Raw genomic sequence first — 18656 nt, forward strand, 5'->3', positions numbered from 1 at the left:
AGACTGAACGCGTACGAGACCCCACCCCAAGGACCCAAGATGACCCGCGTGATCGCCGGCGCAGCCGGTGGACGCCGCCTGGCCGTCCCGCCAGGGACCGGCACGCGCCCCACCTCCGACCGCGCCCGCGAGGGACTCTTCTCCACGTGGCAGTCCCTGCTGGGCGGCCCCCTGGACGGCGAACGCGTGCTCGACCTCTACGCCGGCTCCGGCGCCGTCGGCCTGGAGGCCCTCTCACGTGGCGCCGGCCACACCCTGCTGGTCGAGGCCGACGCCAGGGCGGCCCGCATCATCCGGGAGAACGTGCACAACCTCGGTCTGCCCGGTGCCGAGGTCAGGCCGGGCAAGGCGGAACAGATCATCCGCACCCCGCCGGCGGGGGAGCCGTACGACCTCGTGTTCCTCGACCCGCCGTACGCGGTCACGGATCACGATCTTCGCGAGATTCTGCTCACACTCCGTACGGAGGGGTGGCTCGCCGAGGAAGCCCTCGTCACCGTGGAGCGCAGCACCAGAGGCGGTGAATTCGGGTGGCCGGAGGGCTTCGAGGCACTCCGGACCCGTCGCTACGGCGAGGGAACGTTTTGGTACGGTCGCGCCGCCTCCACGTGCGAAGACGCACCATGACCGGACCTGAGAGCGAGGGATCTCAAGTGCGCCGAGCCGTCTGTCCCGGGTCGTTCGACCCGATCACCAACGGACACCTGGACATCATTGCCCGCGCCTCCCGTCTCTACGACGAGGTCTATGTCGCGGTGATGATCAACCAGTCCAAGAAGGGCCTCTTCGAGATCGACGAGCGGATCGAGCTGATCCGCGAGGTCACCGCCGAGTACGGCAACGTGCGCGTCGAGGCCTTCCACGGCCTCCTCGTGGACTTCTGCAAGCAGCGGGACATCCCGGCGATCGTCAAGGGGCTGCGCGCGGTCAGCGACTTCGACTACGAGTTGCAGATGGCCCAGATGAACAACGGACTCTCGGGCGTGGAGACCCTCTTCGTGCCCACCAACCCCACCTACAGCTTTCTGTCGTCCTCCCTGGTCAAAGAGGTCGCGGCCTGGGGCGGCGACGTCTCCCACCTGGTGCCCCCGCAGGTCCTGGGCCGCCTCACCGAGCGCCTGAAGAAGGACTGACCGCGCGGGCCCCGGCTGAGACCCCGTCACCCGGTGTCCCGCGGGCACCCCATGGCCGTACAGTCGTCCCGTCCGTCTCCAAACACAGCTGTAGAGAGTGGCGAGCAACCGGTGGACGTACAGATGAAGCTCGACGAGATCGTGGCGGCGGTCTCCACCGCCCGGGGCATGCCCATGTCGGCCTCGTGCGTGGTCAACCGCGCCGACCTGCTCGCCCTGCTGGAAGAGGTACGCGCGGCGTTGCCCGACTCGCTGGCCCAGGCCCAGGAGCTGATCGGGGGCCGGGAGCAGATGGTCGAGCAGGCCCGCCAGGAGGCCGAGCGGATCATCCAGGGCGCGCATGCCGAGCGCGGCTCGCTGATCTCCGACACCGAGATCGCCCGCCGCTCCCAGGCCGAGGCCGACCGGATCCTGGCCGAGGCCCGCAAGGAGGCCGAGGAGATCCGCGCCGAGGCCGACGACTACGTCGATTCCAAGCTCGCCAACTTCGAGGTCGTGCTCACCAAGACCCTCGGCTCCGTCGGCCGCGGCCGCGAGAAGCTGCTCGGCACCGGCCCCGGCCTCGACGAGCAGGGCTACGAGGACGAGGACGCCCCCGAGCGCAGCCACGACCCGGAGACCCTGCGCCGCACCGCCGACGAGTACGTCGACGTCAAGCTCGGCGCCTTCGAGGCGGTGCTCGCCAAGACCCTGGAGGCGGTCGGCCGCGGCCGGCAGAAGCTGCACGGCCGGACCGCCACCGACGACCTGGGCTCCCTGGACACCACCACCGTCCAGCACAGCAGCGACGCCGACTACCTCGCCGACCTCGCCGCGATGTCCGACGCCCCGGCCGAGCCCGTCCAGCCCCCGGCGATCCCGTCCCAGCAGCCGTACGCCACCCAGGACGCCTACGCCTATCAGCAGCAGCCGCAGCAGCAGCCGCAGGATCCGTACGGGTACCAGCAGCAGTACGCCCAGCAGGACCCGTACGGCTACCAGCAGGCCGATCCGTATGCCGCGTATCCGCAGCAGCCCGCCTACGATCCGCACCAGGCCCAGGGGCACCACGGCTATCAGCAGCAGCCCCAGGCGCTCGACGAGACCAGCCTCTTCGACACGAGCATGATCAGCGCGGAGCAGCTGCGAGCCTACGAGCAGGGCCGCGGCAACGGCTGACGCCCCGATTGGGCCGTCGGCGAAAGGTCCAGTATCCTGGCTCTTCGGTCGCGCGTACGTCCGCGATCAGCGCTGCCCGGGAACACCGAAGGGCGGCGACCCCGAGCTCACAAGATCGAAAGCAGGAATGGCTCTGAACGCCCGCCTCGACCACCGCAACCCTCTCGTGTTCGACACGCACGAGCTGGGGCGGCGTCCTGGTGCGCTGCAGCGCCTGACTCGCACGGTCGACGCCCCGAAGGACCTCGGTCTGAAGGACGTCATCGGAGTGCCGGAAGGCGCGCCGGTGGAGCTCGACCTCCGTCTGGAGTCCGTCATGGAAGGTGTGCTCGTCACAGGCACCGCCCGTGCACGGGCCGAGGGGGAGTGCGTAAGGTGTCTGGAGCCGGTCGGGCAGGAGCTCGAAGCGGAATTCCAGGAGATGTTCTCGTACCCTGACGCCGACGACCGGGGCCGTGCGATCACGGAACCCGGCGACGACGCCGAGGACGACGAGGACAGGCTCTTCCTCGAGGACGGCATGTTCGACCTCGAACCTCTGCTGCGCGATGCGGTGGTGCTCGCACTGCCGATGCAGCCGGTGTGCCGGGAGGACTGCCCGGGTCTGTGTTCCGAATGCGGAGCGCGGCTCGCGGACGACCCGGACCACCACCACGACGCCGTCGACATCCGTTGGGCGGCTTTGCAGGGACTCGCCGGTTCACTCGAAGACGGCGAGAAGGACGAGATGAGCGGCGCCGAAGCGGGCGTCGACGAGAAGCAGGAGAAGTAGCCGTGGCTGTTCCGAAGCGGAAGATGTCGCGCAGCAACACGCGCCACCGCCGGTCGCAGTGGAAGGCTGCGGTCCCCACCCTGGTTGCGTGCGAGCGCTGCCACGAGCCCAAGCAGCAGCACATCGCGTGCCCGTCTTGCGGCACCTACAACAAGCGCCAGGTCCTCGAGGTCTGAGCGGCTGGTGAGAGGCACTGTGTCCACACCGAAGAAGCAGTCTTCCCGCGCGAGCGGGGGTGGACCGGACAACCAGGCCTCGTCCCACACGCTTCTGGAAGGGCGGCTCGGCTACAAGGTCGAGTCCGCCCTTCTGGTGCGAGCGCTGACCCACCGTTCCTACGCGTACGAGAACGGCGGTCTGCCGACGAACGAGCGCCTGGAGTTCCTCGGGGACTCCGTGCTCGGCCTCGTCGTCACCGACACGCTGTACCGCACCCACCCCGACCTGCCCGAAGGCCAGCTGGCCAAGCTGCGGGCCGCGGTGGTGAACTCGCGTGCGCTGGCGGACGTGGGGCGGACGCTCGACCTCGGCGCCTTCATCCGGCTCGGCCGCGGTGAAGAGGGCACGGGCGGCCGGGACAAGGCATCCATCCTCGCCGACACCCTCGAAGCGGTGATCGGCGCGGTCTACCTCGACCAGGGCCTGGACTCGGCGGCGGAGCTGGTGCACCGCCTGTTCGACCCGCTGATCGAGAAGTCCTCCAACCTCGGAGCCGGCCTGGACTGGAAGACGTCGCTCCAGGAGCTCACCGCGACCGAGGGGCTCGGTGTCCCCGAGTACCTGGTCACGGAGACCGGCCCCGACCACGAGAAGACCTTCACTGCTGCCGCCCGCGTCGGAGGCGTCTCGTACGGCACCGGCACCGGCCGCAGCAAGAAGGAGGCGGAGCAGCAGGCCGCCGAATCCGCCTGGCGGTCCATCCGCGCGGCGGCGGACGAGCGTGCCAAGGCCGCCGCGGCCGCCGGCGCCGGACCGGCCGTCGACGCGGTCCCGCTCGACGGTGCCTCGCACGGCGAGGCGACGGCCGTGGAGACCACCAGGGCGGCAGCGCCTGGCCGGGCCACCGAGGCCCCGGCCGCCATGGACGCCGACAGCACGGACGCCCCCTCGGCGTCGGGCTGACCCGCTGCCGCGACACCGCGCCCGCGGAAACGAACAGCACACCCGAGCGCCCGCCCCAGCCCCGGGGCGGGCGCTCGGCTCGTCACGACGGAGGGGACGGGGGAGAGACGCGATGCCCGAGTTGCCCGAGGTGGAGGTTGTCCGGCGCGGCCTGGAGCAGTGGGTCGCGCACCGGACCGTCACCGAGGTCGAGGTCCTGCACCCGCGTGCCGTACGGCGTCACCTGGCCGGCGCCGACGATTTCGCCCATCGCCTGAAGGGCCACCGCGTCGGCGTCCCGAGCCGGCGCGGCAAGTACCTGTGGCTGCCGCTGGAGGACACCGAACAGGCGATCCTGGCGCACCTCGGCATGAGCGGCCAGCTCCTGGTCCAGCCGCACGCGGCGCCCGACGAGAAGCACTTGCGCATCCGTGTCCGGTTCGCCGACGACCTCGGCACCGAACTGCGCTTCGTCGACCAACGCACCTTCGGCGGCCTGTCGTTGCACGACACCACCCCCGACGGTCTGCCCGACGTCATCGCGCACATCGCCCGCGACCCGCTGGACCCGCTATTCGACGACGAGGCGTTCCACCAGGCGCTGCGCCGCAAGCGCAGCACCGTCAAACGCGCGCTGCTGGACCAGTCGTTGATCAGCGGCGTCGGCAACATCTACGCGGACGAGGCCCTTTGGCGCTCCCGCCTCCACTACGACCGTCCGACCTCCACCTTCACCCGCCCCCGCACGTCCGAACTCCTCGGCCACATCAGGGACGTGCTGAACGCGGCCCTGTCGGTGGGCGGCACGAGTTTCGACAGCCTTTACGTCAATGTCAACGGCGAGTCGGGCTACTTCGACCGCTCGCTGGACGCGTACGGACGCGAGGGGCTGCCGTGCCGGAGGTGCGGCACGGCGATGCGCCGGCGCCCGTGGATGAACCGGTCCAGCTACTACTGCCCGAAGTGTCAGCGACCGCCGCGCATCTCGTCGTAGCGCTCCCGGGCGCTGAGCACGTCGGTCATCCGTCCCTCCAGGTGACGGATGAGCGCCAGCAGCCGCTCGGCGACCTCCCGCCCGAGGGGCGTCAGCTCGTAGTCGACGCGGGGCGGGTTCGTCGGCTGGGCCTCGCGATGCACCAAACCGTCGCGCTCCAGCGCGTGCAGGGTCTGCGAGAGCATCTTCTCGCTCACCCCGTCGACCCGGCGCCGCAACGCGTTGAACCGCAGCGACCCCTCGTACAACGCGCCGAGGGTGAGCGCACCCCAGCGCCCCGTCACATGCTCCAGCGTGCCCCGGGAAGGGCAGGCCCTGGAGAACACGTCGTAGGGAAGATCCCGCTCCGGCGCCCGCTCACTGCTCACACCTGAAGCGTACGCGCGCACAGCGCTTACGGAGGGGGTGCGCTGACCGGAGGTAAGCGCTGTCGCGTGTTCAGTACCCGAAGTTCTGTGTCCACCAAGGGCCGCCCGACCCGTAGTGCACACCGACGCCGAGTGTCTTGAAGTCGCAGTTCAGTATGTTGGCGCGGTGGCCGGGGCTGTTCATCCAGGCCTCCATGACGGCCGCCGCGTCCGCCTGGCCCCGGGCTATGTTCTCGGCCGCGAGGTTGCTTATGCCGGCCGCCTCCGCGCGGTCCCACGGTGTCCGGCCGCTGGGGTCGGTGTGGTCGAAGAAGCCCTGCTCGGCCATGGCCTCGCTGTAGTCCCCGGCGAGGCCCGCGAGCGCGCTGTTCGCGGCGAGCGGGCTGCAGCCGGCCTGGGCGCGCTCGTCGTTGACGAGCTTGAGGACCTCGGCCTCGGCGGCGGCCTCCGGGGAGATCGTCACCGGCGGGGTGGTCTGCTGCGTCGGCACCTTCGAGGGGGTGCGCGACGGGGTCGGCTTCGGCGCCGGCTGCTTCGGCGACGGGGTGGCCGACGGCTTCCTGGAGGGGGTTTCGGGCGCCGCCGGGGCCTTGGTGGTGGGCTTGGCCGGCGAGGTCGAGTGCGACGGTGAGGGAGGCGTGCGGCGCTCGGTGTCGCGGCCGGCCGACGGGCTGCCGGTGCCGCGGCCTGCCTCGGCGGTGCCGGACGTGCCGCCCTGCTGGGACTCGGTGGTGGTGGGCGTGTCACTCGCCTGCACCTTCTCGGCGCCGCCCCCGCCGAGCGTGTAGCTGTCACCGCCGGGAAGGACGCCGGTGGCGACCGCGACCGTTCCGAGGGCGACCGCCGCGGAGACCCCCAGCAGACCGGTGCGGACGGGCGTCATCCCCTTCTTCCTGCGGCGGTGCGAGCGGCCGGGCCGGGACTCGCCGTCGGGGCCGTACCCGCCGTAGCCGCCCGAGCCGTACCCGTCCGCGGTCGGGAAGGCCGCGGTGCCGTCGTCCGGGGTGCCGCCGCTACCGGCCGGGGCGTGCGGGTCGTCGGGGGCGAAGAGGTAGGCCTCGCTCTTCGAGACCGTCTCGGCGTACGCCTCGGGGTTCAGATACGGTGCGATGCCCCGTACGGGGTTGCCCTCCTGCGAGTTCCGCGGGTCGTGGCCCCCCACGGCGGAGCCGTGCGTCTCGTGGTCCCCCGTGGCGCGGCCCGTGGCGGCGCGGCCGGCGGCGGAGCGTCGGTGGCGTCCCATGTGATGGCCTTCCTCGTCCTCGCGGTCGACTCGCCTCATCGGTCAACCAAACCCACTCGATCGAGTGAGTTTCATATGAGATTCATTGGGGCTGGACCGTACCGCATGGCGCCGGAGGAGGAAGTGTCCCGAGTGACATTGGCCGGTTAGGTTGCAGCCATGAGTGAGGATGTGCGACTTGTCGCCTGGGTGCGTGGACGCGTCCAAGGTGTGGGTTTCCGCTGGTTCACGCGGGCCAAGGCCCTGGAGATCGGAGACCTGAGTGGTTTTGCTCTCAATTTGGCCGACGGTCGCGTCCAGGTGGTCGCCGAGGGCCCGCGGCAGGGCTGCCAAGGGCTGCTGGACTGGCTCCAAGGCGACGACACGCCCGGGCATGTGGACGGCGTCACCGAGATCTGGGACACACCTCGCGGCGGCTACGACGGCTTCGCCATTCGCTGACCTCGCGCGGACAGGGGCGCTCGCGGCGGGGTCCGGACGCGCCGGCGGCGGCCGTCCGGAGCGGAAACGAGCAGGTGATTGCCGAGAACCGCTTGCCTTGGCGGGCTCCACACGCAAGGATGATCGCCACGCCCTGAGGGCCTCGCGGAAGTCGCCGCGCCGCCGTGTCCGGCCGCGCGCCAGCGGGTCGCCCCCCAATACAGGGCGTGATCGTGTTGACCGTCAAACTTTTTGGTGAGACGCTGAAAGCCCCGCGCACCTTAGCTGTTTGGCATGTATGAACGGCAGCACAACTCCACAGTGCCAAGCGGCCGCGGGTGCGAATCCCTCACGACCCACACCGCATCGGTCGGTCACTCAGTGTGGAGGACCATCCATCATGGCAAAGGCGCTTCTCGGTTACGTCGGCGGCTCCGACCCTCGACTCCTCGCCGAGATGCGACGGCTCCAGCAGCGCGTACAGGACCTGGAATCCGAGCTGGTACGGATCCAGGCCGAGAACGAGGCGCTGACGGCTGCCGCTTCTCACCACGACAGGATCATGGAGAGCGTCGACGCACACCAGGCGGAGCCTGCGCTCACCTGATCACTGCATCGCACGACGACACGCAGTGGTTGGGCGGCCTATATCAACCGCTAAGTTGTCAGAAGTTGCAAGGGACGCCTCCGGCGTCCCTTCTTTCTTGCCCCCGGGGCGCTTTCTTGTCCAGCGCATCCTTTCAGCGTCTTTAACGTTTGGTGTGCCCTGCGCGTTCAGGGGCGAAACCGCGGGTTCATGGAGTGAGACCAGCCCGGCAGGTAGAGTCCGGCGGCGTGCACCTCAAGGCCCTGACCCTCCGAGGGTTCAAGTCGTTCGCCTCGGCGACCACGCTCCGGTTCGAGCCGGGCATCACATGTGTCGTCGGACCGAACGGCTCGGGCAAGTCCAACGTCGTGGACGCGCTCAGCTGGGTCATGGGTGAGCAGGGCGCCAAGTCGCTGCGCGGCGGCAAGATGGAGGACGTCATCTTCGCCGGCACCACCGGGCGTCCCCCGCTCGGCCGGGCCGAGGTGTCGCTGACCATCGACAACTCCGACGGGGCACTGCCCATCGAGTACGCCGAGGTCACCATCACGCGGATCATGTTCCGCAACGGCGGCAGCGAGTACCAGATCAACGGCGACACCTGCCGGCTGCTCGACATCCAGGAACTGCTCTCCGACTCCGGCATCGGCCGCGAGATGCACGTCATCGTCGGCCAGGGCCAGCTCGACTCCGTGCTGCACGCCGACCCGATGGGCCGCCGCGCCTTCATCGAGGAGGCCGCCGGCGTCCTGAAGCACCGCAAGCGCAAGGAGAAGGCGCTGCGGAAGCTGGACGCGATGCAGGCCAACCTCGCGCGGGTGCAGGACCTGACCGACGAGCTGCGGCGCCAGCTGAAGCCACTGGGCCGGCAGGCCGCCGTCGCGCGCCGGGCCGCCGTCATCCAGGCCGATCTGCGCGACGCCCGGCTCCGGCTGCTGGCCGACGACCTTGTGCGGCTGCGGGAGGCGCTCCAGGCCGAGGTCGCCGACGAGGCCGCGCTGAAGGAGCGCAAGGAGGCCGCCGAGCAGGAACTGCGCAGGGCGCTCCAGCGGGAAACGCTCCTGGAGGACGAGGTCCGCCGCCTCACGCCGCGTCTGCAGCGGGCGCAGCAGACCTGGTACGAACTCTCCCAGCTCGCCGAACGGGTGCGCGGCACCATCTCCCTGGCCGAGGCGCGCGTGAAGAGCGCGACCTCCGCCCCGCCCGAGGAGCGGCGTGGCCGCGACCCCGAGGACATGGAGCGCGAGGCCCACCGCATCCGCGAGCAGGAGGCCGAGCTGGAGGCCGCCCTGGAGGCGGCCCAGCGCGCCCTCGACGACACGGTCGCCCACCGCGCCGAGCTGGAGCGCGAGCTGGCGTCCGAGGAACGCCGCCTGAAGGACGCGGCCCGCGCCATCGCCGACCGCCGCGAGGGGCTGGCCCGGCTGAACGGCCAGGTCGGCGCGGCCCGTTCACGCGCGGCCTCCGCCCAGGCCGAGATCGACCGGCTCGCCGCCTCCCGCGACGAGGCGCAGGAGCGCGCGGTCGCCGCGCAGGAGGAGTACGAGGCGCTCAAGGCCGAGGTCGACGGCCTGGACGCCGGCGACGCCGAACTCGCCGAGCGGCACGAGGCGGCCAAGCGGCAGCTGACCGAGGCGGAGTCCGCGCTCGCCGCGGCCCGGGAGGCGGCCACAGCGGCCGAACGCAGCCGGGCCGCGACGCAGGCCCGCCACGACGCCCTCGCCATGGGCCTGCGGCGCAAGGACGGCACCGGCATACTGCTCGGAGCGCGCGACCGGCTCACCGGAGTCCTGGGCCCGGCGGCGGAGCTGCTCTCGGTGACACCGGGCTACGAGGTACCGCTCGCCGCGGCCTTCGGGGCGGCGGCCGACGCGATCGCCGCGACGACCCCCGCCTCGGCCGCCGAGGCGATCCGCCTGCTGCGCAAGCAGGACGGCGGCCGCGCGGCCCTGCTGCTGGCGGGCGCTCCGGAGGAGCCGCCGCCGGTGCCCGGAACGCCGCTGGCTAACGCCGGGGCGCACGGCCACGACGGGCCCGCGCCCGACCGGCGGTCTCCCACGGGGCCCTCTTCGCAGCCCTTCGCCGCCGAGCTGGTCCGGGGGCCGGCCGAGCTGATGCCCGCCGTACGGCGGCTGCTGCGGAACATCGTCGTCGTCGGCACCCTGGAGGACGCCGAGGACCTCGTCTACGCGCGACCGGACCTCACGGCCGTCACCGCCGAAGGGGACCTGCTCGGCGCGCACTTCGCGCAGGGCGGTTCCGCCGGTGCGCCGAGCCTGCTGGAGGTGCAGGCCTCCGTGGACGAGGCCGCCGCCGAGCTCGACGAGCTGGCCGTGCGGTGCGAGGAGCTCGCCGAGGTGCAGCGGGCGGCCGGTGAGCGTCGCAAGGAGACCGCCTCGCTCGTCGAGGAGCTGGGGGAGCGGCGCCGGGCCGCCGACCGGGAGAAGTCGTCCGTGGCGCAGCAGCTCGGACGGCTCGCCGGGCAGGCCAGGGCCGCCGCCGGGGAGGCCGAGCGGAGTGTGGCCGCGGCCGCGCGGGCGCAGGAGGCGCTCGACAAGGCCCTGATGGACGTGGAGGAGCTCGCCGAACGGCTCGCCGTCGCCGAGGAGATGCCGATCGAGGAGGAGCCGGACACCTCCGTCCGGGACCGGCTCGCCGCCGACGGCGCCAACGCCCGCCAGACCGAGATGGAGGCCCGCCTCCAGGTCCGTACCCATGAGGAGCGGGTCAAGGGGCTGGCCGGACGCGCCGACTCGCTCGACCGCGCAGCCCGCGCCGAACGCGAGGCACGCGCGCGTGCCGAGCAGCGCAAGGCGCGCCTCAGGCACGAGGCGGCCGTCGCGGAAGCCGTCGCCTCGGGCGCCCGCGGGCTGCTCGCCCACGTGGAGGTCTCCGTCGGCCGTGCCGAGCAGGAGCGCGCCGCCGCCGAGGCCGCCAAGGCGCTGCGTGAGCGGGAACTCGCCGCGGCCCGCACCGAGGGCCGTGACCTGAAGGCCGAACTCGACAAGCTCACCGACTCGGTGCACCGCGGTGAGGTGCTCGGCGCCGAGAAGCGGCTGCGGATCGAGCAGCTGGAGAGCAAGGCGCTGGAGGAGCTGGGCGTCGAACCGGCGGGGCTGATCGCGGAGTACGGCCCGCGTCAGCTCGTACCGCCCTCCCCGCCCGCCGAGGGGGAGGAGCTGCCGGAGGATCCCGAGGACCCGCGCAACCAGCCGAAGCCCTTCGTGCGGGCGGAACAGGAGAAGCGGCTGAAGTCGGCGGAGCGGGCCTACCAGCAGCTCGGCAAGGTCAACCCGCTGGCCCTGGAGGAGTTCGCGGCGCTGGAGGAACGCCACAAGTTCCTCAGTGAGCAGCTGGAGGACCTGAAGAAGACCCGCGCCGATCTGCTCCAGGTGGTCAAGGAGGTCGACCAGCGGGTCGAGCAGGTGTTCACCGAGGCCTACTGGGACACCGCCCGGGAGTTCGAGGGCGTCTTCAGCAGGCTCTTCCCGGGCGGTGAGGGGCGGCTGGTGCTGACCGATCCCGACAACATGCTCACCACCGGTGTCGATGTGGAGGCGCGGCCCCCGGGCAAGAAGGTCAAGCGGCTCAGCCTGCTCTCCGGCGGCGAGCGGTCGCTGACCGCCGTGGCGCTGCTCGTGTCGATCTTCAAGGCCCGGCCGAGCCCGTTCTATGTGATGGACGAGGTCGAGGCCGCGCTCGACGACACCAACCTGCAGCGGCTGATCCGGATCATGCAGGAGCTCCAGGAGGCCTCGCAGCTCATCGTCATCACGCACCAGAAGCGGACGATGGAGGTCGCCGACGCGCTGTACGGGGTCTCCATGCAGGGCGACGGTGTGTCGAAGGTCATCAGCCAGCGGCTGCGCTGAGCGGTGAACCCCCCTCCCCCCTCGGTTCCTGCCTGCTCAGCTGCTGCCCTCGTTCAAGTTCTGAACACAAGGTCTCCACTCGCGCGGTGAGATTTCTTAACATCACCCTATTGACTTCGAAACTTGAAGGCATAGTCTCTGCAACGTTGTTTTTACCTTCAGGTTTCGCCACCTGCGAGGGCTACCCCCCCACTCCGGCAGCGCTGCCGGTGGCCCGAGGAGTACACGTGACCAGCACACCGCAGGCACCCCCGTCAGGAGCCAGGACGGCTCAGCCCGAACACCTCGGGCACGTCATCTTCATCGCGGCGGCCGCCGCGATGGGTGGCTTCCTCTTCGGCTACGACAGCTCCGTGATCAACGGCGCCGTCGAGGCCATCCGGGACCGCTACGACATCGGCTCGGCGGCGCTGGCGCAGGTCATCGCCGTCGCGCTGATCGGCTGTGCCGTCGGCGCCGCGACGGCGGGCCGGATCGCCGACCGCATCGGCCGTATCCGGTGCATGCAGATCGCCGCGGTGCTGTTCACCGTGAGCGCCGTCGGCTCCGCGCTGCCCTTCTCGCTGTACGACCTCGCCTTCTGGCGCGTCATCGGCGGCTTCGCCATCGGCATGGCCTCCGTGATCGGCCCGGCCTACATCGCCGAGGTCGCCCCGCCGGCGTACCGCGGCCGCCTCGGCTCCTTCCAGCAGGCCGCGATCGTGGTCGGCATCGCCGTCTCGCAGCTGGTCAACTGGGGCATCCTGAACGCCGCCGACGGCGACCAGCGCGGTGAGCTGCTGGGTCTGGAGGCCTGGCAGCTGATGCTCGGCGTCATGGTCGTCCCGGCCGTCCTCTACGGCCTGCTCTCCTTCGCCATCCCCGAGTCCCCGCGCTACCTGCTCTCCGTCGGCAAGCGCGAGCGCGCCCGAGCGATCCTCGCCGAGGTCGAGGGCCGCGAGATCGACCTCGACGATCGCGTCGCCGAGATCGAGCAGGCGATGAAGAGCGAGCACAAGTCGTCCTTCAAGGACCTGCTCGGCGGCAGCTTCTTCTTCAAGCCGATCGTCTGGATCGGTATCGGCCTGTCGGTCTTCCAGCAGTTCGTCGGCATCAACGTCGCCTTCTACTACTCCTCGACGCTGTGGCAGTCGGTCGGCGTGGACCCGGCGGACTCGTTCTTCTACTCCTTCACGACGTCGATCATCAACATCGTCGGCACCGTCATCGCGATGATCTTCGTCGACCGCATCGGCCGCCGGCCGCTCGCGATCATCGGCTCGGTCGGCATGGTGATCGGTCTCGCGCTGGAGGCCTGGGCGTTCTCCTTCGACCTCGTCGACGGACGGCTCCCCGAGACCCAGGGCTGGGTCGCGCTGATCGCCGCCCACGTGTTCGTCCTCTTCTTCGCCCTGTCGTGGGGTGTGGTCGTCTGGGTCATGCTCGGTGAGATGTTCCCCAACCGGATCCGCGCCGCCGCCCTGGGCGTGGCCGCCGCCGCGCAGTGGATCGCCAACTGGGCCATCACCGCGAGCTTCCCGTCGCTGGCCGACTGGAACCTCTCCGCGACCTACGTGATCTACACCGTCTTCGCGGCGCTCTCCATCCCGTTCGTCCTGAAGTTCGTGAAGGAGACGAAGGGCAAGTCGCTGGAGGAGATGGGCTGAGCCTCACCCCCGAGGCCCTCGATCCCGAGGAGACGGGCCAAGTCCCCGCTGCCCTTCTCCTCGTCTCGTGAGAGACGTGCCGCCCCGGCTCAGTCCTTGAGCCGGGGCAGCACGTTTTCGCAGAACAGCCGCAGGCTGCGCCAGCCCTCCTCCAGCGGCATCCCGCCGGCCAGCGGATGCAGTACGAGGTTGCCGAGGCCCTGCGCCACGCACTCGTCCGGCGTGAGCACCCGGTAGACGCCCTCGGCGCGCAGCTCCTCCACCGTCGTGGCCGCCGACCGTACCGCTGAGCGGATGCCGGCCGTCTGCCAGGAGGCGTACGTACGCGCCTCGTGCAGGAAGTGCCCGCCGTACCGCGCCCACGTCCGGTCCGGATCCTCGGCGAGGTGCAGCAGTGGGGTCTCGGCTGCGGGCATCATGGTCCAGCCCTCGGTGCCGTACTCCACCAGGCGCTCCTTGTAGTACGCCTCCAGCTCGGGCAGGTGCGCGCTGGGGAAGAAGGGCAGGCCGAGACGGGCCGCCCGGCGGGCCGCGGCCCGGGAGGAGCCGCCGACCAGGAGAAGCGGATGCGGGTCGGAGTACGGGCGCGGCGTGACCCGCACCGTCCGCCCCCGGTAGGTGAACTCCTCCCCGGTCCAGGCCCTCAGTACCGTCTCCAGCAGTTCGTCCTGCAACCGCCCGCGCCGCGCCCAGTCCACGCCGAACAGCTCGTACTCCTGCGGCCGGTAGCCGATCCCGGCGACCGTCACCAGCCGCCCCCCGCTCAGCAGGTCCAGTACGGCGATGTCCTCGGCCAGCCGCAGCGGGTCGTGCAGCGGCCCGATGACCGCCGAGACGGTCACCGCGAGCCGGCGGGTGGCCCCGAGCACCGCTCCGGCGAACGTGAACGGCGAGGGCAGCCAGTTGTCCGGCACCCCGTGGTGCTCCTCCGTCTGGACGGTGGCGATCCCCTGGTCGTCGGCGTACGCGGCCATCTCCAGGGCCGTCCGGTAGCGGGCGTGCAGGGAGGCGGGGGTGGCGCCGGGTTCGACGAGGTTGAAACGGACGACCGAGACGGGCATGGGGACCCCCTTCGCCGGGGCGGGTGTGGAGGAGGGACGGTAGCTGACGGGACGTCAGGTCACCAGATGCAGGGGGCCCGGCGCGGCCACCGGGGCCATCGGTCATTTGGACGAACGCACAAACTGGGCCGCAGGAGCCCCATGGCTGATACTGGACGGGTTATGGAAATCGTCATCCTTGCTGTAGTCATCGCCGTGGTCGTGATCGGCGCGATCGGCGGGCTCGTCATCGGCAGCCGGCGCAGGAAGCCGCTGCCCCCGCCGCCGCCCACGACGCCCGACATCACCGCACCTCCGGCCGAGCCGCACGTCGGCGACGAGGCCGAGACGCCGCGGGACGAGCCGCGCCGCACGATAGAGGAGGTGGATCTCCCGGACGGCTCGGCCCCGGTCGCCGTCGAGGAGCCGCCCGTCGTCGAGCTCCCCCCGACCGAGATCGAGATCCCGGAGCCCACCGCGGGGCGGCTCGTCCGCCTCCGCACCCGTCTGTCCCGCTCCCAGAACGCCCTCGGCAAGGGGCTGCTCACGCTGCTGTCGCGCGAGCACCTCGACGAGGAGACCTGGGAGGAGATCGAGGACACCCTGCTCACCGCCGACGTCGGTGTGCAGCCCACCCAGGAGCTGGTCGAACGGCTGCGCGAGCGGGTGAAGGTGCTCGGCACCCGCACCCCCGCGGAGCTGCGCGGCCTGCTGCGCGAGGAACTGCTCACCCTGGTCGGCACCGACTTCGACCGGGTCGTGAAGACCGAGCCCGAGACCACCAAGCCCGGCATCGTGATGGTCGTCGGCGTCAACGGCACCGGCAAGACCACCACCACCGGCAAGCTCGCCCGCGTCCTGGTGGCCGACGGCCGCAGCGTCGTGCTGGGCGCCGCCGACACCTTCCGTGCCGCTGCCGCGGACCAGCTCCAGACCTGGGGCGAGCGGGTCGGCGCGTACACCGTGCGCGGTCCGGAGGGCGGCGACCCCGCCTCCGTCGCGTTCGACGCCGTCAAGGAGGGCAAGGAGATGGGCGCCGACGTGGTGCTCATCGACACCGCCGGACGGCTGCACACGAAGACCGGCCTCATGGACGAGCTCGGCAAGGTCAAGCGCGTCGTCGAGAAGCACGCGCCGCTGGACGAGGTGCTGCTCGTCCTGGACGCCACCACCGGCCAGAACGGCCTCGTCCAGGCCCGGGTCTTCGCCGAGGTCGTCGACATCACCGGCATCGTCCTCACCAAGCTGGACGGCACCGCCAAGGGCGGCATCGTCGTCGCCGTGCAGCGTGAGCTCGGGGTCCCGGTCAAGCTGATCGGTCTCGGCGAGGGCGCCGACGATCTGGCGCCGTTCGAGCCGGAGGCGTTCGTGGATGCGCTTATCGGAGAGTGAGCACCCCCGGACATCCGTACACCAGGAAGCGCCCGCCCCGAGCTGTCACCGGGGGCGGGCGCTTCGTCGTGCACGGGTGCTGTCCGTCCGGGCGTCGCGCAGGGGTACCGCCGTCGCCGGGGTGCCGTGCGCGGCCGCCGGGTACGGGGGCTGCCCGCCGGACCGCCGTCTGCGGCTACGCCCGTGACCGGTGCGCCACGTAGGCCAGCGTCCCCAGCAGCAACCGGGCCGCCGGCGGCTTCCGGGCGGAGTCCAGGTCGGGCGGGCGCAGCCAGCGGACCGGGCCGAGGCCGGCGCGGTCGGAGGGCGGGGCCGTGATGTGCGTACCGGGGCCGAGGCCGCGCAGGTCGAGATGCGGGTCGTCCCAGCCCATGCGGTACAGCAGCGCGGGCAGCTCGGGCGCGGAGCCGGGGGCGACGAGGAAGTGGGCGCGGCCGTCGGGGGTGGCGGTGACCGGGCCGAGGGGGAGGCCCATGCGTTCGAGCCGGACCAGGGCGCGCCGCCCCGCGGGCTCGGCCACCTCGATCACGTCGAACGCCCGTCCGACCGGCAGCATCACCGCCGCGCCCGGGAACTCCGCCCAGGAGTCGGACACCTCGTCCAGCGTCGCCCCGGCCGGCACCTCCGGCGCGAAGTCCAGCGGATGCGCGCCCGGCGCCCGGCAGTCGCCGCGCCCGCAGGAGCAGGCGCCCGCGGCGGCCCGTGCGCCCGGGACGACGTCCCAGCCCCAGAGTCCGGTGTACTCGGCCACGGCGGTGCACTCCGACGTGCGGCCGCGGCGGCGCGAGCCGGACCGGATGTCGCGCATGCTCCGGCTGCTGCCGATCGTGAAGCCCATGCCCCCTCCAACGGGTCCGACGCACCGGTGGTTACGAGACGGAATCAGAACGTGACTCTCCGTTTCCGGCTTCCCGTTGCCGTGCGGTCCAGACGGCTTCCGGAAGCGCGCCGGGTGGTGTGTTCTGGTGTGCACGCCCCTGCGTGCATCCGTCCGCCCACTTCCGTCCGGCCTATGTCAAGTGAATCGCGCGCAGGCGACCGGTAGTTCATTCGAAGGGGTGGCGAATGGTGGCGTTTCCGGGATCGCCGTGGCCGGGCGGGTGATCGTAGGATTACCGTGTGTGCACGGCAACCGGGGCACATGCACCGGTGGGTATGCCGGAGGCAAGCGGGTGACTCGTCCGAAGAGTGGGAACTGCCGGACGGGCGCCCGGACTGACGGGCATTCTGATAGGGCTTGGCGCAGTTGGTGGCAGGCGATCCGAGGGTTGGGGGCGTTCCAGTGGGCGACAACGGCGGAGACGGGACGAACGCTGAGAAGCGCCCGAACGAGCTGTTGGGCTCGTGGTTCGTGCGCAGCGGCTGGTCGAAGGGCGAGCTTGCGCGCCAAGTGAACCGCAGGGCGCGCCAGTTGGGCGCCAACCACATCTCCACCGACACCTCACGCGTCCGCCGCTGGCTGGACGGCGAGAACCCGCGCGAGCCGATCCCCAGGATCCTGTCGGAGCTGTTCTCCGAGCGCTTCGGCTGCGTCGTCTCCATCGAGGACCTCGGTCTGCGCGCCGCCCGCCAGTCGCCCTCCGCCCACGGCGTGGACCTGCCCTGGACGGGCCCTCAAACGGTGGCGCTGCTCGGCGAGTTCTCGCGCAGCGACCTGATGCTCGCCCGCCGGGGCTTCCTCGGCACCTCGCTGGCCCTGTCCGCCGGGCCGGCCCTGATCGAGCCGATGCAGCGCTGGCTCGTCCCCGCGCCGCCCTCCCCCCGTCCTGAGCCCTCCTCGGTGCCGTCCACCCGGTCGCGGGGGCGGCTGTCCAAGCCGGAGCTGGACCTGCTGGAGTCCACCACGGTGATGTTCCGGCAGTGGGACGCACAGTGCGGCGGCGGTCTGCGCCGCAAGGCGGTCGTCGGACAGCTGCACGAGGTCACCGACCTGCTCCAGGAGCCCCAGCCCGAGGCCACCACCCGGAAGTTGTTCAAGGTCGCCGCCGAACTGGCCGAGCTGGCCGGCTGGATGTCGTACGACGTGGGGCTCCAGCCCACCGCGCAGAAGTACTTCGTGCTCGCGCTGCACGCCGCCAAGGAGGCCGGCGACCGGCCCCTCGGCTCGTACGTCCTGTCCAGCATGAGCCGTCAGATGATCCACCTGGGGCGGCCCGACGACGCGCTGGAGCTGATCCACCTGGCGCAGTACGGCAGCAGGGACTGCGCGAGCCCGCGCACCCAGGCGATGCTGTATGCGATGGAGGCCCGCGCGTACGCCAACATGGGCCAGCCCGGCAAGTGCAAGCGGGCCGTGCGGATGGCCGAGGACACCTTCACCGACGCCGAGGACTGGGACGAGCCGGATCCGGACTGGATCCGCTTCTTTTCCGAGGCCGAGCTGTTCGCCGAGAACAGTCACTCGTTCCGGGACCTCGCCTACGTCGCCGGCCGCAGCCCTGCCTACGCCTCCATGGCCGAGCCGCTGATGCGGCGGGCCGTGGAGCTGTTCGCGCAGGACACCGAGCACCAGCGGTCGTACGCGCTCAACCTCATCGGTATGGCCTCCGTGCATCTGCTCCAGCGGGAGCCCGAACAGAGCGCCGCCCTGGCCGGCCAGGCGATGACGGTGGCCAAGAACGTCCGTTCCGAGCGTGTCAACACTCGTATCCGAAAGACCGTCGACACCGCGGCCCGTGACTTCGGCGATGTCGCCGAGGTCGTGGACCTCACCGACAAGCTCGCGATCGAGCTGCGGGAGACCGCCGAGGCGGTCTGAGCACAGCGCCGTAACCCCTGACCCCGGCCGCGGCCGGCCCTCCCGAACTGCCCGACTCGGCTCCCCCATGCCAGGTCATCGGAAGGCCGCCGCGGCCGGTCCTTTTCCCCCGTCCTCTCCCCGTGGGAAAAGCACCGGGGAAGGTTGCGCCACGATAACGATCGCGCGGCCCG

General features: G+C 71.3%; 17 protein-coding genes. 13 read left to right on the forward strand and 4 right to left on the reverse strand.

The window, feature by feature from the left end:
• Nucleotides 1–39: 39 nt before the first annotated feature.
• From rsmD to mutM, 7 genes are all read left to right on the forward strand, one after another.
• Complete coding sequence (gene rsmD / locus ACIHCM_RS21435) at nucleotides 40–627, forward strand: 16S rRNA (guanine(966)-N(2))-methyltransferase RsmD (RefSeq protein ID WP_399898120.1); 588 nt, start codon at nucleotides 40–42, stop codon at nucleotides 625–627.
• Between the two features lie 26 nt (nucleotides 628–653).
• Nucleotides 654–1133: a pantetheine-phosphate adenylyltransferase gene (gene coaD, locus ACIHCM_RS21440; protein ID WP_393105953.1), complete on the forward strand. Its 480-nt coding sequence runs from the start codon at nucleotides 654–656 to the stop codon at nucleotides 1131–1133.
• 111 nt (nucleotides 1134–1244) lie between these two features.
• Nucleotides 1245–2291, forward strand: a complete 1047-nt coding sequence (locus ACIHCM_RS21445) for a cell division initiation protein (RefSeq protein WP_399898122.1) — start codon at nucleotides 1245–1247, stop codon at nucleotides 2289–2291.
• Nucleotides 2292–2418: 127 nt separating this feature from the next.
• The gene (locus tag ACIHCM_RS21450; protein ID WP_399898124.1) at nucleotides 2419–3063 is read left to right on the forward strand and encodes a YceD family protein; all 645 of its coding nucleotides are present in this window, start codon (nucleotides 2419–2421) and stop codon (nucleotides 3061–3063) included.
• A gap of 2 nt (nucleotides 3064–3065) precedes the next feature.
• Nucleotides 3066–3239: a 50S ribosomal protein L32 gene (gene rpmF, locus ACIHCM_RS21455; RefSeq protein WP_003951102.1), complete on the forward strand. Its 174-nt coding sequence runs from the start codon at nucleotides 3066–3068 to the stop codon at nucleotides 3237–3239.
• Nucleotides 3240–3258: 19 nt separating this feature from the next.
• A complete protein-coding gene (gene rnc, locus ACIHCM_RS21460) occupies nucleotides 3259–4185 on the forward strand; it encodes a ribonuclease III (protein WP_399898126.1) in 927 nt (308 codons plus the stop codon).
• 112 nt (nucleotides 4186–4297) lie between these two features.
• On the forward strand, nucleotides 4298–5158 hold the full coding sequence (mutM, locus tag ACIHCM_RS21465; RefSeq protein WP_399898128.1) for a bifunctional DNA-formamidopyrimidine glycosylase/DNA-(apurinic or apyrimidinic site) lyase: 861 nt from the start codon (nucleotides 4298–4300) through the stop codon (nucleotides 5156–5158).
• On the opposite strand, the gene ACIHCM_RS21470 is transcribed toward mutM, so the two are convergent.
• Nucleotides 5131–5526: a winged helix-turn-helix transcriptional regulator gene (locus tag ACIHCM_RS21470; protein ID WP_399898130.1), complete on the reverse strand. Its 396-nt coding sequence runs from the start codon at nucleotides 5524–5526 to the stop codon at nucleotides 5131–5133. The two genes, mutM and ACIHCM_RS21470, sit on opposite strands and share 28 nt — an antisense overlap.
• A gap of 70 nt (nucleotides 5527–5596) precedes the next feature.
• The gene (locus ACIHCM_RS21475; RefSeq protein ID WP_399898132.1) at nucleotides 5597–6769 is read right to left on the reverse strand and encodes a CAP domain-containing protein; all 1173 of its coding nucleotides are present in this window, start codon (nucleotides 6767–6769) and stop codon (nucleotides 5597–5599) included.
• A 159-nt stretch (nucleotides 6770–6928) separates the two neighbouring features.
• Here ACIHCM_RS21475 and ACIHCM_RS21480 point away from each other — a divergent pair, with 159 nt between their 5' ends.
• The 4 genes from ACIHCM_RS21480 to ACIHCM_RS21495 all read left to right on the forward strand — a co-directional run bounded on the left by ACIHCM_RS21480 (nucleotide 6929) and on the right by ACIHCM_RS21495 (nucleotide 13293).
• Nucleotides 6929–7210: an acylphosphatase gene (locus ACIHCM_RS21480; protein WP_399898134.1), complete on the forward strand. Its 282-nt coding sequence runs from the start codon at nucleotides 6929–6931 to the stop codon at nucleotides 7208–7210.
• A 379-nt stretch (nucleotides 7211–7589) separates the two neighbouring features.
• Nucleotides 7590–7796, forward strand: coding sequence for a hypothetical protein (locus ACIHCM_RS21485; protein WP_189700833.1), 207 nt, complete (start codon nucleotides 7590–7592; stop codon nucleotides 7794–7796).
• Between the two features lie 227 nt (nucleotides 7797–8023).
• The gene (gene smc / locus ACIHCM_RS21490; RefSeq protein WP_399898137.1) at nucleotides 8024–11647 is read left to right on the forward strand and encodes a chromosome segregation protein SMC; all 3624 of its coding nucleotides are present in this window, start codon (nucleotides 8024–8026) and stop codon (nucleotides 11645–11647) included.
• A gap of 227 nt (nucleotides 11648–11874) precedes the next feature.
• On the forward strand, nucleotides 11875–13293 hold the full coding sequence (locus ACIHCM_RS21495; RefSeq protein WP_399898139.1) for a sugar porter family MFS transporter: 1419 nt from the start codon (nucleotides 11875–11877) through the stop codon (nucleotides 13291–13293).
• Between the two features lie 89 nt (nucleotides 13294–13382).
• Here the strand turns inward: ACIHCM_RS21495 and ACIHCM_RS21500 are convergent, their stop codons facing one another.
• Nucleotides 13383–14354: an LLM class flavin-dependent oxidoreductase gene (locus ACIHCM_RS21500; RefSeq protein ID WP_399898141.1), complete on the reverse strand. Its 972-nt coding sequence runs from the start codon at nucleotides 14352–14354 to the stop codon at nucleotides 13383–13385.
• Between the two features lie 162 nt (nucleotides 14355–14516).
• On the opposite strand from ACIHCM_RS21500, the gene ftsY reads away from it, so the two are divergent.
• Nucleotides 14517–15725, forward strand: coding sequence for a signal recognition particle-docking protein FtsY (gene ftsY / locus ACIHCM_RS21505; protein WP_399898143.1), 1209 nt, complete (start codon nucleotides 14517–14519; stop codon nucleotides 15723–15725).
• A gap of 175 nt (nucleotides 15726–15900) precedes the next feature.
• Here the strand turns inward: ftsY and ACIHCM_RS21510 are convergent, their stop codons facing one another.
• A complete protein-coding gene (locus ACIHCM_RS21510; RefSeq protein ID WP_399898145.1) occupies nucleotides 15901–16563 on the reverse strand; it encodes a bifunctional DNA primase/polymerase in 663 nt (220 codons plus the stop codon).
• Between the two features lie 444 nt (nucleotides 16564–17007).
• Between ACIHCM_RS21510 and ACIHCM_RS21515 the strand changes: the two genes are divergently transcribed.
• Nucleotides 17008–18483, forward strand: a complete 1476-nt coding sequence (locus ACIHCM_RS21515; protein WP_399898147.1) for a hypothetical protein — start codon at nucleotides 17008–17010, stop codon at nucleotides 18481–18483.
• The last annotated feature ends 173 nt before the right edge of the window (nucleotides 18484–18656 follow it).

The sequence above is a fragment of the Streptomyces sp. NPDC052023 genome, assembly GCF_044548465.1.
In the GTDB taxonomy this organism is placed as follows: Bacteria; Actinomycetota; Actinomycetes; order Streptomycetales; family Streptomycetaceae; genus Streptomyces.